This window comes from Limnoraphis robusta CS-951, from assembly GCF_000972705.2.
On record NZ_LATL02000346.1, the window covers coordinates 1 to 16,209 of the forward strand.

General features: G+C 38.8%; 14 protein-coding genes. 4 read left to right on the top strand and 10 right to left on the bottom strand.

Going from position 1 to position 16,209, the window contains the following annotated elements:
* Nucleotides 1-258: 258 nt before the first annotated feature.
* The 9 genes from WN50_RS29055 to WN50_RS29095 all read right to left on the bottom strand — a co-directional run bounded on the left by WN50_RS29055 (nucleotide 259) and on the right by WN50_RS29095 (nucleotide 9,469).
* Nucleotides 259-1,461, bottom strand: coding sequence for an argininosuccinate synthase (locus WN50_RS29055; RefSeq protein ID WP_049561639.1), 1,203 nt, complete (start codon nucleotides 1,459-1,461; stop codon nucleotides 259-261).
* Nucleotides 1,462-1,605: 144 nt separating this feature from the next.
* Nucleotides 1,606-2,667, bottom strand: coding sequence for a UbiA prenyltransferase family protein (locus WN50_RS29060; protein ID WP_046280045.1), 1,062 nt, complete (start codon nucleotides 2,665-2,667; stop codon nucleotides 1,606-1,608).
* A 62-nt stretch (nucleotides 2,668-2,729) separates the two neighbouring features.
* Nucleotides 2,730-3,080, bottom strand: a complete 351-nt coding sequence (locus WN50_RS29065) for a DMT family transporter (RefSeq protein WP_046280044.1) — start codon at nucleotides 3,078-3,080, stop codon at nucleotides 2,730-2,732.
* 19 nt (nucleotides 3,081-3,099) lie between these two features.
* Complete coding sequence (locus WN50_RS29070; protein WP_046280043.1) at nucleotides 3,100-4,725, bottom strand: hypothetical protein; 1,626 nt, start codon at nucleotides 4,723-4,725, stop codon at nucleotides 3,100-3,102.
* Nucleotides 4,726-4,737: 12 nt separating this feature from the next.
* Entirely contained in the window at nucleotides 4,738-5,763 is a 1,026-nt protein-coding gene (locus WN50_RS29075) for an NAD-dependent epimerase/dehydratase family protein (protein WP_046280042.1), read from the bottom strand.
* A 107-nt stretch (nucleotides 5,764-5,870) separates the two neighbouring features.
* Entirely contained in the window at nucleotides 5,871-6,455 is a 585-nt protein-coding gene (locus WN50_RS29080) for a YdcF family protein (RefSeq protein ID WP_046280041.1), read from the bottom strand.
* Complete coding sequence (locus WN50_RS29085; RefSeq protein WP_046280040.1) at nucleotides 6,455-7,522, bottom strand: NAD-dependent epimerase/dehydratase family protein; 1,068 nt, start codon at nucleotides 7,520-7,522, stop codon at nucleotides 6,455-6,457. The genes WN50_RS29080 and WN50_RS29085 overlap by 1 nt, the downstream gene beginning before the upstream one ends.
* A gap of 8 nt (nucleotides 7,523-7,530) precedes the next feature.
* A complete protein-coding gene (locus tag WN50_RS29090) occupies nucleotides 7,531-9,015 on the bottom strand; it encodes a GMC family oxidoreductase (protein ID WP_046280039.1) in 1,485 nt (494 codons plus the stop codon).
* 22 nt (nucleotides 9,016-9,037) lie between these two features.
* Nucleotides 9,038-9,469: a hypothetical protein gene (locus WN50_RS29095; RefSeq protein WP_046280038.1), complete on the bottom strand. Its 432-nt coding sequence runs from the start codon at nucleotides 9,467-9,469 to the stop codon at nucleotides 9,038-9,040.
* Nucleotides 9,470-9,513: 44 nt separating this feature from the next.
* Between WN50_RS29095 and WN50_RS29100 the strand changes: the two genes are divergently transcribed.
* Nucleotides 9,514-11,355 (top strand): hypothetical protein, encoded by a 1,842-nt coding sequence (locus WN50_RS29100; protein WP_046280037.1) that lies wholly within the window; start codon nucleotides 9,514-9,516, stop codon nucleotides 11,353-11,355.
* A 37-nt stretch (nucleotides 11,356-11,392) separates the two neighbouring features.
* On the opposite strand, the gene WN50_RS29105 is transcribed toward WN50_RS29100, so the two are convergent.
* On the bottom strand, nucleotides 11,393-11,830 hold the full coding sequence (locus WN50_RS29105) for a hypothetical protein (protein WP_049561643.1): 438 nt from the start codon (nucleotides 11,828-11,830) through the stop codon (nucleotides 11,393-11,395).
* Nucleotides 11,831-11,975: 145 nt separating this feature from the next.
* Here WN50_RS29105 and WN50_RS29110 point away from each other — a divergent pair, with 145 nt between their 5' ends.
* From WN50_RS29110 to WN50_RS29120, 3 genes are all read left to right on the top strand, one after another.
* A complete protein-coding gene (locus tag WN50_RS29110) occupies nucleotides 11,976-13,769 on the top strand; it encodes a hypothetical protein (protein ID WP_049561646.1) in 1,794 nt (597 codons plus the stop codon).
* Between the two features lie 144 nt (nucleotides 13,770-13,913).
* Nucleotides 13,914-15,023, top strand: a complete 1,110-nt coding sequence (gene thiO, locus WN50_RS29115) for a glycine oxidase ThiO (protein ID WP_046281670.1) — start codon at nucleotides 13,914-13,916, stop codon at nucleotides 15,021-15,023.
* A 58-nt stretch (nucleotides 15,024-15,081) separates the two neighbouring features.
* A complete protein-coding gene (locus WN50_RS29120) occupies nucleotides 15,082-15,714 on the top strand; it encodes a hypothetical protein (protein WP_049561650.1) in 633 nt (210 codons plus the stop codon).
* Nucleotides 15,715-16,209 lie beyond the last annotated feature (495 nt).

Here is a 16,209-nt window from a genome sequence, read left to right on the forward strand (position 1 = left end):
TTGTTGCTGAGAACACATAGATTTTCGCGGAACCCGCCCCTACAAAATAACGATGAGGGCGGGTTTATTAATCTTGTTGCTGAGAACACATAGATTTTCGCGGAACCCGCCCCTACAAAATAACGATGAGGGCGGGTTTATTAATGTTGTTGCTGAGAACACATAGATTTTCGCGGAACCCGCCCCTACAAAATAACGATGAGGGCGGGTTTATTAATCTTGTTGCTGAGAACACATAGATTTTCGCGGAACCCGCCCCTACTGTCTCAGCTTCTCTGACCAAACTCGTGTCGGTAATCCCCAAACGTAGATAAACCCTTCAGCCGCTTTGTGATCGAAGGCATCTTCAGCGCCATAGGTTGCCAAATCCATGCTATAGAGAGAGTTAGCGGATTGACGCCCAGCCATGATCGCATTGCCTTTAAACAGTTTGACCCGGACTACGCCTGTCACCCGTTCTTGAGTCTGCTGAACAAACGCATCGAGCGCCCCTTTCAACGGACTAAACCACAAGCCGTTATAAACCAGTTGGCTGTAGGTTTCTTCAATTCCCCGCTTGTAGCGCGTCACATCAGAAGTCAAGGTTAGACTTTCGAGATCCCGATGAGCATGAATTAACACCGTCATCGCCGGACATTCATAAATCTCGCGAGACTTAATCCCGACTAAACGGTTTTCAATCATGTCGATGCGCCCAATGCCATGATTACCTGACATTTGGTTAAGCTTGGTAATCAAAGCCACTCCATCGAGAAATTCTCCGTTTAAACTCACGGGAATCCCTTTCTCAAAGCCTATTTCTACATATTCCGGCTCGTTGGGCGTGTCTTCAATGGCTTTGGTGAGACGGAAGACATCATTCGGGGGTTCAACCCAGGGATCTTCGAGAGGCCCTGCTTCAATTGCCATCCCCAACAAATTGCGGTCTAAACTATAGGGAGAGGACTTTTTCACCGGAGACTGAATTCCGTATTTTTCGCCATAAGCAATGGTTTCTTCCCGACTCATCCCCCATTCTCTAGCGGGCGCGAGGATTTTCAGTTTGGGGTTGAGCGCCATGATGGAAACATCAAACCGCACCTGATCGTTTCCTTTTCCCGTACAACCGTGAGCGATCGCATCGGCTCCGTATTTTTCGGCGGCTTCGACTAAAATTTGAGCAATCAGAGGGCGAGCCAGAGCGGTTGAGAGGGGATAACGATTTTCATAAAAGGCATTGGCTTGAATGGCGGGAAAGGCGAATTCGTTAACAAATCTCTCCCGCACATCAATCACGAGAGACTCCTCGGCACCCGAATCAAGCGCTTTTTGCTTAATCGGTTCGAGTTCATCTCCCTGTCCTAAGTCGGCGGCGAGTGTGATCACTCCTTCTACCCCAAACTCATTTTTTAAATAGGGGATACAAACGGAGGTATCGACTCCACCGGAATAGGCTAATACAGCTTTCGTAGCGCGACCCATGAGCTTCTTTTCTCCTAAACAAGTGAGACTTTTATTATTCACCCATTTTTTTTGAGGGGTTGTCAGAGATGATGCAGATTTTTTAATCTCTGCTTTGTTGAGACAGGGATCAAACGTTAAGCTGTTGCGATCAGATCTTTCGGTTCAGACAAACAAATGAATGTCAAAATATACAATCGCCAGATAAGCAACTAACCAAACCAGCAAGCTGATTTTAATGGCTTGATCTTGCAGCACAATCTGATCGGGTTCTTCTCCAATTGCCAGAACTGTTACCATCCATTTATAGTGCATCACGGCATAATAAACAATCGGCACTGTGATCACCAGCGAGGGATTTTTATCAGATGCGATGGTAAATAAAGCATAGCACATAATGGTCATAGTCGCCGTGCTGTTGAGTAAAGAATCTAAAAAAGGCAGGGTATATTGTGCTAATACTGGACGTTGTTTATTGGCTTTGCCGCGTTGATAAAAAAGCTTGAGATAATGTCGATTAATCAGGGGAGTTTGATGAGGTTCTAATTGTGGTTCTGAATCCGATTGTAACTCAGAATTTAGGGTCTGATTGAGAAGGGATAAAAGTTCGGATCGGCGTTTGGCAAATCCTAAAAATAGAGTCAGAAAAAAGGTACAAAGGGTAATCCAAGCGGTGGGAATATCTCCTAACGCATAAATTCCCGCTAACAGTCGCAAAACAAAACCAAAGGCGATGCAGCTTACATCAAATAAAGGGACATTTTTGAGATGGAGAGAATAGAAGATATTATTCACTGCATACAGCAACATACAGGTTAAAGTTGCTAATCCTAAATGGAAGGCACCTACTAAAGAAAATGTTGCTAAAAATAGCCCGATAAAAAGAGCGGTTTTAATGTTTATTTTCCCGCTAGCAATTGGACGAAATCGTTTTTTAGGATGGCGGCGATCGCATTCCACATCTTGAATATCATTAAAGATATAAACTGCCGAAGCCATTGCTGAAAATAGAATAACCGTTAAACTACTTAAAGCAATAGACTGGGGTTCTAATAATCGTTCCCCAAAAATAACACCCGCTAGACAGAAAAAGTTTTTCGTCCATTGATGGGGGCGCATTAATTTAATAATCTCTAGACTCCAACGACTCTCCACCGAAGAATCAAAATCTGAGATGTCGTTAGGGTTTGGGGATAAAGAGATTTTTTCTTGGTAAGTTTCTTTCATAATTTAGTCCTCACGCACACCACTATAATTCCGTTAAGGGACAATCAAAATCCCGGCATTTCTTAACGTGACATGATTATAATCCCTGCGAGGATCATTCCTAAGCCTATCCATTGATTAATCTCCAGTTGTTCCCCGAAGAACCAACCCCCCCCTAAAGCAATTAAGCTAAACCCAATTGCAGCAAAAACGGGATAGGCGACGGAAACAGGTAATTTTTCTAAGGCTTTAGCAAATAAAATCACGTTAATTCCATAAACACACAATCCAGCCAAAAACCAGGGAGAAAGCAGTAAACCGATCAAACTGGGATCTGTTGCAACTAAACGGGATTTTTTTAAGAGTAAACTACCGATAGAGTTGTTAATCGCGGCGATTAAAACAAAACCCCAACCACTGATATTTAAGTTCATCTGATTGCCTCGTTTTTCATTAAGTTAGCACTCTTTTTAATTTTTGGTTTGTGTAGTAAAATATTCGATGTAAACGAATGGTATCCTTGATTTTTATCGTATAAGAACGGTAAGTCTCAAAGTCTATACTGGAGAGTTCAAATCCATCGGTTTCTAGTTTCTTTTCTAACAGTGCTGGAACGTTGATAAAATAACTATCAGGGTTGAGGATTGTCACCCGATATTCATGGGAAGTGATACTGCTTACTTCTACTTCATCGGTTGGATTTAAGATATTTTGGAATGATGCAATGATCAACCAATCTACTTTTACGAAAGGACAAAATAGTTGAATAGCCGGATAGAAACCATTTCGATAAATATAGGCACTTTTAAAATTATCAGGTAAGTTCATAATAAAGATTCCCTGGTTTTCTTTTAAAGATTTTAGACTTTCAATCGTTTGTTGAGAGACTTGACTAGCAATTTTCCAGTTTTGGTTAGAAAGGTAAGTCAGATTGAGAGATAAAATGGAAAAACAAGTGATCAGTATCATTAAAATAAGCGGACGTTGAATTAACAAAAACCCTATTACTACAGCTATTAAAATCGACAAAATAGCAGAAGAAAAGTATAAAAATCGTTCAGATTGTGTATCTTGCATCGAGACACCAATATTAATAAAAGGAAGTAGAGACAATAAAAATAAACTCAATAAAAAAAGAGTGAAGCTGGCGATATTTTTCTCTAAAAAACCTTGTTTGTAGGATTTTTTAATAAATAGTATGATTGCCGTCAGGAAAAAAATAAATAAAATTTGCCAGAGTAGTGGACGAGAGAGAGGGAGGGGAGGAATAATCACTCTTAAACTAGAATAAAATCCCTGAAAAATGACAAACCTGTTAAAATCAAGATGAACATCGCCACCATATCCACCTAATAATTTACCAAGACCTAAGTATCTGAGAGGAAAATAAATTAGCCAAGCGGTACTATAGACAATGGGAAGATAGAAAACTTGGTAAACTGATTTGAGTTTAGTTTGAGAAGTGAAAAATTGGTAAAGTTCATAAAGAAAAATATAACCGGGAAAAATTAAAGCTGACTCTTTAGAAAACAGTCCTCCTAAAAACAGAAGGTATGAAATGCTGAGATGAAAAAGTTTGTAAGATTGTTTATAGAGTAGATAAAAACAAAAAGCAGCTAAAACAAAAAAAGTAACAACGATATCGGCACGGGCTGAAATCCAAGAAACCGCCTCGACATGACTATGTAAGACTAAAAAAATGAAACCAGCAATTACAGAAATAAGTCTAATTTTTTTCTGAGGAAGCTGAGTTTTATTTAACAGTAAAATTGACAGAATATAGACGAGAAAAGAACAAACAGCATGAAAGATAACATTCGTTAAATGATAACCCAAGGGGTTTAAATGCCAAATTACATAATCAATGAATAATGTAATCGAAATAATCGGTCTAAAAAAGATTTCGGGTGAAGTTGTCCAAACTCCAAAGATGCCGTTTTGCTGAATATTATAAATTCGATCAAAGTCATCAGACAAGAAAAATGTATTCAACGTTTGACTGTAGATTAATACACTCAGAATGATGAAGCTAGTTAGGAGACTAAAATCGAAGGAATATTTTTTGAAAAATTTTAACATCGCTTATGGTATTTAAGAAAACTTTTTGAGAACCCAAAGTAGCTTTTCTTTAACAGGACGTCGATGAGCAGAACCTGCTTTTTCTGCCAGTAATTTATCATAATTTTTCTGAAACCAATCATAACTTTCCTGGAACATTTCATCATTAGAATATTTGGGTTTCCAGCCGAGTTGTAACAAAGGATTAACATCAAAATAAAACTCTTTATGATAGGTTAAGTAATGCCAAGGTGCAAGGGGACTCAAACCGACTAAATCTAAAAGTCTTAAGGTGTTAATGGTTAATCCTGTTGGTAGACTTTTAACTTGAGATTTAGTTCCCGCGTAACTAATTAAATGTTCTAAACCTTCTCGTAGGGTTCCAAAGCGATCGGTTCCGACATTATAAATTCCGGGTTTACCTAAATCAAGGGCTAATAAATAAGCATCCATTAAATCTAAGGCGTGAACAAATTGAAATTTAATATTACCATCGCCTATCACATACACATTTCGTCCTTCTTGAATCCACTCAAATAAAATCTGAAAAATGCCGAGTCTTCCTTCTCCTAAAATAGTCCGGGGACGAATGACAATTAAAGGTAAATTTCCTTGTTCACAAACCTCTCGAACAGCAATTTCTCCTGCTAGTTTAGCTCGACCATAAATTTCCACCGCTTTAGTCGGGGTGTCGTTATTAATTGGACATTTTGCATCCCCAAATAAAGCACTAGAACTCATGTGAATAAAGCTCTGAACGTCGGCTTTTACGGCTTCTTCTGCGGCGATTTTACTGCCTTCTACGTTCACTTCCCAAAACTTTTGACCGGATTTTGTTAGGGGAACTAACGCGACGTTATGATGAACAATATCAACCCCTTTCATCGCCGCAGCGACACCTTGGCGATTACAGATATCACAGTCAATAAATTTGATATCTTTGGGGCGGGTTGGATCTTCCCAAATATCGAGGATGCTGACGTCTTCTCCCCGTTCATATAAGCGTCGAGCAATTAAATTCCCTAAAAATCCTGAGCCGCCTGTAACGAGATGTTTCATTGACTTTTGTTCACTCCTCACACCATTGATCTGCAAAAACGATACATGAATCCTGTTAATTTGTAAAGGATTTCAAAGGTCACTCACACAATGAACAGAAACTTGATTCATTTCAAGTTATTTTGATGTAATCTTAGACGGTTCACTTTCCATACAAGCCATCGACTGAAATCATAACACAATGCGATGATCTCATAAATCGTTTGAACAACGGGATAGTTATAAAACCAGAGACGGGAAACCATTTTTCGCTGTACCTTTTGGGGGCGACATTTGATGACTTGTTTGACTTTAAATTCACACAATTCAAACATTGCTTTACTTCTTAAATGATGAGGAGCGTTGCAATATAAAATTACCTCTTCTAGTGGCCATAATTTTTCCTGTTCTAGCCATTTTCGCAGAAGTCTAGCGTTATCAAAGGTATCAAGATAGGGACGATCACGAACTTTTATCGGGTATTTTACGTTAAGTTCTGGTCGCTTATTATGAATATATTGAGCTGCATATTCTTCCTCGGAAAATGCACAACCAAAAGCGTTTCCGGGTGAGATAAATACAGGTTCAGTTGACGGAACATCTTGAATAATTCGCTGAAGAACCGCTTCAAAATAATCCGATAAAAAATGGGTTTTTTCTGGTGTATTATCCTCGGAAACTAAGCCTTCTGTTATCACAATATGAGCAGTCATTATCCATCTATTCCTCCATAATTTTCAAACACCCATTTTAAACTGCGTCGCATTCCTTCTTCTAAGGAAATTTTAGGATCATAGTCGAGTTCTCGTCTGGCTTTTGCAATGGAACAAGCGATGGTTTTATTCATCTCAGATAAAACGTGTATTTTCTGCTGATAGAGTCCTAAAGATTGGATAAAACTATCAACACCCAGAGCAATTTCACTGGCAATTCCTGGAAGTTTTAACCGCTTATGTTTGCACGTTTGATTAAATTCAGACTCTAACAATTTTTCAACCGTATTGATAATTTCATTCATCGTGTAAGGACGTTCATCGGCGATCCAGTAGGTTTCTCCGTTGGCTTTTTCGGTGATAGCTGCTAATAGTAAACCCTGACACAAGTTATCAACGTAAGCCATTGATCGCAGGTTATTTCCATCTCCAACAATCGGCCCTTTTCCCTCTCGAATCATCTGAAAAAATAGTGTTTGTCTGGGCGGTTGGTTAGGGCCATAAAACCAGGGTGGACGAACAACAACCGTTTCTATTTTTCCCGCTTTATAATATTCTTTTATGGCTAATTCCATTAACATTTTAGAACGCCCATAGTTCATATAAGGGTTGTAGGGCGATTTTTCATCAAATAAATGATCGGGATGAGGGTTACAACCACAGGGCGAATTAGAGGAAACAATAACGGCTCGTTTGACACCTGCTTTTATGGCAGAATTCAGTAAATTTTTGGTTCCTTCTACATTAATTTGATAAAATTCTGGGATTTTTTGGGGGTGAATAATTCCTGCGGTGTGAAATAAGATAGCATTGTTTGCACCTTCACAAAAGCGATCACAATCTTGAGGATTTTGTAAATCTCCTGTTATTACTTCGATTTTTTCTGAAATTTTTTGCAAAATTGTTGCATCTTGATTGGGTAATATTAAACAGCGAATTTTTAGATTTTCTGCGGGTTGAGTTAAGGATTCACAATCTGTTAATCCTTGGGCTAGGGCTTTAACTAAACTGGTTCCCAACCAACCTAACGCTCCGGTTACTAACACTAAATGAGTTGATAATTCCATGATTGCTTTTAAAGTTTTCCTAAAAATTTTAGAGCATTTCGACGTGCGATCGCCATAATTGAACCTTGAGGATTTACACCGGGGGCGGTGCAAAGTAGACTCGCATCAGAAATATATAAGTTATTAAAACCATGCACTTTTCCGAAAGAATTTGCTGCACATTTTTCTAGATTTTCTCCCATTGGGCAGGATGACATGACATGAACAGTCATTAAATTAGTTTGAGATTTGGGTAAGATTTCAGGAATTTGTTTGAGATCATCAGGCTGAGTTAATCGAGGGAAATTTGAAATACTAGGATACAATATTTTGGCTCCCGCTTCAAACAAAAGTTGAGATAATTTTTGCAGTCCTTCTGATAAATCTTTCAAATCCTGTTGAGTCAGGCGATAGCGAACCAGTGGATCACGAAATCCGGGAATATTGCGAACAGAACCTCTTCCTGAACCTGTTATCATGGCGTAATAAATTGCCATTTGTTGCCAATTTTGCTCTACTTCCTGTCTATATTGCGGGTGATCTGTCATCCCCACAGCGAGATAAGGAGGCGAACTAATGGAACAGCCAAAACTCAATTTAGGCGCAAATTCTTTGACTTGATGAACCGGAACTCCCATGTCTTTTGAATTAACAATTTCATTAAATTGAGCAATCACTTTAACAGTCGGGTGCATTTGTAGATTATTCCCAATATTATGGGTGATTCCACTGCGTCTTAATAAATCAGGAGTTTGAATGGCTCCACAACAAATAAATAGAGTTTCTGCTTGAATTTCTACAGCTTCTTTTTGTTGATCATTCAGAAAATAATCTCCTTTCAATAGCCAGTATTTTCCTTGCTGACGAATCAGGTTAATTCGAGTATTCGTTAACAGTTGACAACCTGCATTTAACGCTCTAGGAATGAAGGTTTCAGTCATTGACTGTCTGGTTCCTTTTGGCGTTGCAGAAAGATCAGTTTGTTCTTGATACCGAAACCAGCGAGGAATTTCTAAAGATTGCCAACCCAAACTGATAGCACCCTGATGAAGTTTAAGAGAAGCCAGGGGCGGTTTTCCGGGCAATTTACAGACGGTAACAGCTTGTTCACAGGCTTCAAAATGAGGGATTAAATCGGCTTCTGTGAGGGCTTCAACTGCAAATTCTCTTTGCCATTCTTCTAATATTTCCGGTGGTGTTCGGTGATAAAGTCCGCTATTAATTTCGCTTCCACCTCCCACACATCGCCCTTCTACATATTGAATTTTAGGCTTGCCAAAAGCTGCGGTTAAACCCCCATTTCGGTACTTTTGTTCGAGTTCTGTTTGGGAAAAAGGCGGACAAGATTTCAAGGGTAAATAGGAACCTTCTTCTATTAATAAAACATCTCGCCCTGCTTCCGCTAATAAACAAGCAGTAATTGCCCCTCCTGGCCCTGAACCGATGACTGCAATTTCACAAGTTAGAGGGGATTTTGGATGAATTATTCTGTTGTTTGGTGTGGATTTAGACATTGATTTATTTTTTCCTTATTCTCTACTCTAGAGTATTAATTTGATAGGATTGCCAGCATAATACAACCAAGCTTTCATAAAAACGCATTAAATCTCTACAAATGCTAAGGCGTGCATTTTTCCAAGCTGAAATTTGTTGTAAACGTAAGGTGTGAGGTTGACGATGAAAGGGAGAACCCATGATAATAATACCCCAAAAGTTAAAAAAAAGTGTTAGAAATATAATAGGAAATCGCAGATAGTCAGGCATTCGACTATGTTGTTGCAAAACAAAGCGAACCACATCATTATGGGGAAAATTCAGGGGAGAGAGACTTGATTGACAACAGTGTTGGATGATAGAGTAACACAGTGCAGAAGCCGTATTTGTGAAAAGCTGATTGATCATTATTTCAATAACAAGCAAATTTTTGAGGATTTGGTGTTGTTCGAGTCTTGACAGTTCAACAGGCATAGTATATCATTCTAACTTTAAAAATATCAAGAATCAAATCTTAAATGAAGTTGCTAGAAACTCAGCTTGAAAAAGAAAAAAATCCTTCTATTTTTTACGGATTTCTCTGGTTTTTATATTTATTGCCGATTTTGGCTACTTTTGGCTTTATTAAAATATTGGGAGTCGATGTACCCATTTGGGCTGATCAATGGGCTTTAGTTGATTTATTTGAGGCGATCGCAGAGGTTAATTTACCCTCCGTGTTTGGCGAACTTTGGGAGTTAAATAATAATCATCGCATGATTTTTCCCAAGCTAATCTTTGCTGCAACAGCTTTTTTATCAAACTGGAATATTATCTATGAGTTGTACTGGAGTTTTGCTTTAGCTACGCTTTCATTTTTTATTTTATACAAGCTTGCAGAATTAACAACTCAAACCACAAGTATATTTTTATTTCATACCATTAATTTGATCACCTGTTTGTTAATGTTCTCTTGGGTTCAATATACGAACTGGTTATGGGGATTTCAAATCGCTCTATATTTAATCAATTTCTGCGTTATTCTCGCTAGTTTTATTTTAGCTTATCCGCCTTTAAACCCCCAGACTAAGCTAAAGCTTGCTGGAATTCTTTGTATAATTGCTAGTTTTTCTTCAGCACAAGGTTTAGTTTCATGGTTAGCATTAATTCCCTCTATTCTAACAGTATCAGCAACTTCTCCAGGTCAAAGAATTAAACGATTTATTTTCTGGTTGATGTTGTTTTGTGTTTCCAGTTTTGCTTATTCAATTCAATATAGTTCAGTACCGATCACTGAATATTATGAAACCGTCAATTATGATTCAATTTGGCATAAATTAAGAGTTTACATTCACTTTTTTTTAAATGTTGTAGCCGCACCTTTAACGGAAAATTCAGCAGTTTCTGTGATTTTTGGATTGATTATCATCTCCTGTTTTATATTTCTTATCTTGCGTTTTTGGGTACAACGTCCATCTATTTTAAATCCTTTTAGAGTCGTTTTTTTCTCCGAGTCCGCTCCTTGGTTATCTATCGGTTTATTTTCTATTTTGTGCAGTATATTGATGACAATTGGCCGAGCAGATTTAGGTGCAGACTATGGGTTAACAACGTCGAGATATACAACCCATTCGATTTTATTACTCATTGCTATTCTGCATTTATTCAATTTACATTTATCTTTAAAAGAACAAAACTCAACTTCACCGACTTTGCTTAATAAAATTTTAGCTTTTAGCTTTTCATTGGGGCTGATTACCAGTTTTATTTGGATGCGTTCATCTCAAAGTTTAACCACAGCAAAAACCCAATTTTATCAACCGAGTAACATTTCTCATACCTGCTTATATTTAATTAATTATCTAGACTTGGAAAACTCACAATTCTTTGAAAACTCTCCCGCAAACTGTTTTGTTTCAATGGTTCCGACAACAGTTGGACTCTCACAACAAGTTGAACGTCTCAAAAAAATTAACTTCAGAAACTTTGCAGAAGATATTCCCTTTGTTGAAGAACCTAGTCAACTTCATGGTTTTATTAGTTCTCCTTGGACAACAGAAAAAACTCTGACTATACCGATAGGTGGAAGCGTTAGAATAGATGGCTGGGCTGTTCTCCCTAATCAACCTAAACAACCTCAACTTGTCTTTCTATCAACAAACGATAATCAATCTTTTTTTGCTAATGCTTATATTAACTTAGGCAGTCCAGATGTCGTTCAATTTCTCAACTCTGAAACCTACAAAAATTCTCGATGGGATCTCACATTTTCTAGCGAAAATTTAACATCGGGAGACAATATCATTAAAGCTTGGGTTTACGATCCCAAAGACAGACAATTTGTAAAATTAGCTGGAGAAATACAGATTTATATTCAGTAGACTTCAATCCTTAAAAAATTGATATTTCAATCCGAGATTATCGGCTAAAATTAATCGAAAAAATCTGATTTTTTACTGTTCCAGCAACAAAAATTGAATAAATCAATGATTTATCTGAACTATATTGAATGTTGGCTACTCCACTCGCATCTGAGATATCTGACTCTGTTAGATTAACTCTAATACCGTAGGGATCTCTGCGGATCAATTGACCTTTAAAACGGGCTAATTGTTGATCATTATTCCGAAAAATAAGTTCTGTTTCTCCATTTTCATTGACTTTAACAGAAACAGAGGTTATTGTGCCGCGAAAACGATTGTTTAAAGAATAGACACCCGTTCCTTCTTGAGATACACTTAATTCGGCTGTATTGTCGAGATTTTGTACAATGCTGAAATCACTTTTATAAGTGGGTTTGGCGATCGCTAAATTCTCCTCAACGACTATCCAACTTCCACAGGCTATAATCATCATTAGTTGTATTAAACCTTTCACCTAAAAACTCCTTTTGTTGATTAATCCCCAGTCTTGACTCAATTCTATTATCTCTCAACTTGAGAAAAACAGTATCTAGATTTGCGTCTTTTATCCTGACTCTGTTCACCCATTGTTCCTGGCGATGACTCAAAAAAAGCCCGCTATCTTCTCGCGTCGTTCCTTAACTTTATTGAGTTTATATCTTATTCCTATTTTGGGAGTTTGTGGATTTGTCAGCTTCTTTAGTGTCAATGTCCCCCGATTCGATCAATGGATACTTCCCTATTGGTTTGAGAAATTTTCCACAGGTGATCTCACCCTAAAAAATTTATTCGCTCAACACAACAGTCATCGCCTATTTTTCCCTAAACTGATTTTTATTTGCTTATCTTTTTCTTCCAACTGGAATATTACATGGGAACTTTATTTTAACATAATTTTAGCAATATCAACCTTTTTAGCATTGTATTTTTTGACTAAAAAAACTGCTCAATCTACTCAAAATAGCCTCCATTTAGCGAATTTATCAAGCAGCATTTTACTCTTTTCTTGGGTTCAACATGAAAACTGGCTGTGGGGATTTCAAATTGCGATTTTTTTAATTAATCTTTGTGTGATTCTCTCCTGTCTAGTCTTATCAACTCAATCCTTTCAACCTCAAACCCGATTAACAATTGCAGCTTTTTTATGCGGTATTGCTAGCTTTTCATCAGCCCAAGGACTCTTATCTTGGTTAGGAATGATTCCGACTGTTTGGACGGTAGAAGGAAGCTACAAACAGAAAAAACAGAGATTGTTAGTTTGGATCTTTCTATTTATCTTTTCTAGTCTCATCTACTCCATTAACTATCGACAAGAAACCGATACTGTTCCGACTGTCTCTGACAATAAACTTTTCGCAACCATTCACTTCTTTCTCAATCTCATTGCTGTCCCTTTTCTCGATTCCTATGACTGGAATTGGTTACTAGGAGGAATCATAATATTAATTTTTTTAAGCTTAATATATTCGGCTATTATCTCTGACCATAAACTGGATTTAAACCCAAACTTATCCCCTTGGATTTCTATCAGTTTATTTTCCTTATTGTGTAGTCTTTTAATCGCTGTCGGTCGCTCGGGGTTAGGGGCTGATTATGCCATTTTAGCCTCTCGATATACAACTCATACGATTTTACTTCCCATTGCTATTATTCAACTCAGTCAACGAATATTTTTAAATAATTCAAATCACTCTATAATTATTTCCCGGGATAATAAATTTTTTATATTTGGATTTTTAACAGGAATATTGATCGGTTTAAATTTAGTTTCATCCGCTAATTATGCTTTTTATGTTCAATCTCGTTTACCCTTGATCCAAGGCGGAAAAACTTGTTTTCATCTGATTAACTATTTAGAACAATCAGCTTTTTTGAAAACGAATCCTCAAAGTTGCTTACTTCATCTCCATTCAGCCTCTTGGGTACAAGTCATCTGGGATTCTGCGGAACACTTGAAACGCTTAAAATTTAGAGAATTCGCTCAAAATGTCGCTTTCATTTCTTATCCCAAACAAAATTATGGTGAAATGACCTCTCCTTTAGATTCCGATCAAATTTTAAGTTCATCAACAGCAAAATCTGTTAAACTAGAAGGATGGATTCAGCAATCGCCAACTTCTAAACCTTCTAATCTTATTCTATTTTCCCTCGCCCAAAAGCAATCTTTTTTCGCAAACGCCTACGCCCTAGAATCAACTTCCCAACCCTTAAACTCAAACCCATCTTCATCTGAACACCGCCTCAAATGGGAAGTCGAACTATCAGCCGATGTTCTCCCCTTTGGAAATAGCATTATTCACGCCTGGATCTATGATCCGATAGACAATCAATTCCTAAAACTCAAAAATAAAGTCAGTATAACCCGATTAGATTTTACACCTTCAGAGCAATAGTCAGCTTAGAAACGATCCCAAAATAAAGATAAAATTCTTGCAAGCCGTTGAATTTTAATCCGAGAGAATGACTCATTTTTTTTTGAACAAAATCGTCATTAATTTGGTATTCTAGTAAATAGAATAGCCGAACTCGGAATCACAATGAATGCTTCTGATGACATCATTATTATTGGCGGTGGATTAATCGGGTTGTCCCTAGCAGTCGAACTCAAACTGCGAGGCGCCCATGTCACAGTCCTCAGTCGCAACTTCCAGGAAGCAGCAGGTCATGTCGCCGCAGGAATGTTAGCACCCCAAGCCGAAGTCATTCCACCAGGGCCAATGTTAGAGTTAGGCTTACGCAGTCGCGCCTTGTACCGGGAGTGGATAAGCAAACTTGAAGAAATCACAGGTCTAGATACAGGTTACTGGCGCTGTGGAATTCTCGCTCCCGTTTACGAAATTCCCGATCACACAGAACTCTATCAACCTCCTAATTCTCCGGCAATTTGGCTCGATCAACAAGCCATTCACAAACATCAACCCGGTTTAGGCGTAGAAGTCGTGGGCGGTTGGTGGTTTCCCCAAGATGCTCAAGTCGATAACCGTCGTTATTTAGTCAAAGCCTTACAAACCGCTAGCCAACAGTTAGGCGTTCAAATCCTCGAAGGGGTAGAAGTTGAAGCGATCGCCCGCAACTCAAAAACCGTAGAAGCCCTTCAAACCAATCAGGGCGCCATCACAGGTTCACACTACATCTTAACAGCCGGATCCTGGTCAGGACAACTGCTTCCGCAAGTTCCCGTTTATCCGCGAAAAGGACAAATGCTGTCGCTGAAAGTCCCAGAATCTTTCGAGTCGCTTCCCCTCAAACAAGTCTTATTTGGAACCGAAATTTACATCGTTCCTCGTCGAGATGGTTTAATCGTGATTGGCGCAACCCTCGAAGATGTCGGTTTTAGCGTCGGTTTAACCCCAGACGGTGTTCAAACGCTACTGGCGGGCGCTATCCGTATCTACCCCGTTTTACGTGATTTTCCCATACAAGAATTTTGGTGGGGCTTTCGACCAACCACTCCAGATTTACTCCCCATTTTAGGAACCAGCCCTTTTGACAACTTAACCCTCGCAGTTGGTCATTACCGCAACGGTATTTTACTCGCTCCCATTACCGCTAAACTTATTGCTGAGTCCGTCCTAGACCAAAAATCCGATCCTTTATTAGAATACTTTGCTTGGGAACGGTTTTCTCCCGCCCCACTTCAACGTTAAAATCGGGAACTCTAACACTGCTGCTCGGGTCTTTCTGTCCTGACTTTCTTGAGGTTAGATGAATTTCGATCTCAAAACAAAACAATTCGTGAACCCTCAAGCCTATCCCTACCCCATTAAAACGAAATATGGTTTCTGGTTGAAGTGGGTGTTTGTCAGCATTATCGGTTTTTTCGTCAGTTTACTTTGGGTCGAAATTGGTGAACGCCCCGATATGGGAATATTAGCCGGAGCAGTGGGAGGAACAGTTATCGGTTTCGCTCAATGGTGTGTTCTCAGACAATACATCTATCAACCTTGGCAATGGATTTTTGCCAGTATCATCGGTTGGACAGTATTAGGATACTCCCATATTGGAGCAATTGCTTGGGTTGCTCCCCGAACTTTAGACCTATTGCAGCGTATTTCTTATGGTGCCATAGACGGTAGCCAGGTGGGAATTTGCATCGGATTTTTGCAATGGTTAGCCCTGAGAATACAAGTTCCTCGCGCTTGGAAATGGCTGTGGGTGAGTCCGCTTTGTTGGACAGTCGGGTTGTCTGTCGGTTGGGCGTTTGGCGGTGTGATGCGTCAAACAACTGAGCTTTTTTTAGCAGATGTCCTCGGTTTAACACTCACCTGGACGATTGTCGCTGGAATGACGGGAATTGCGCTAGTGCGGTTACTATGGATTAGCGATGATTATTGGTAACAAACCGTTAGAGCAATGTTGTGCTACATTGATACTATCCGCAAAACTTTGAAGGTACATAGATAGCTAGATGGCATTTAAACCAAGTTACCAAAAATTGCCGCACACGCCTCTGCCTTTTAGGTATGGGGATATAAGGCTCTTTCTAATGCTATAATAACTCTACTGGCAGGGTATTCAACCAGTTGAAAAACCCAGCATCTAATCGATGCAATGAACCTTGAAAACTTAAGGTATGGGGTTCTTGCCAGGAATGCTTTGGCAAGATCAAACCTTAAAGCACCAAGTACAGAGAATCAAGCATTTTTTTCTCAAGTACGGTAGGGCATACCGAAACTATCTCTGAAATGAGATGAACGACTGGGGAGACTCACCCCTCTGGAGTAGGTTAGGAAACTAGCTTGCTGTAAGGGTTGTCAATGAATCAGTAATCCAAAGCCGTGAGGCTTGGAGAATCCCCTTTCTTTAGAAATGGGGAGTATGTCAAGCAAAATA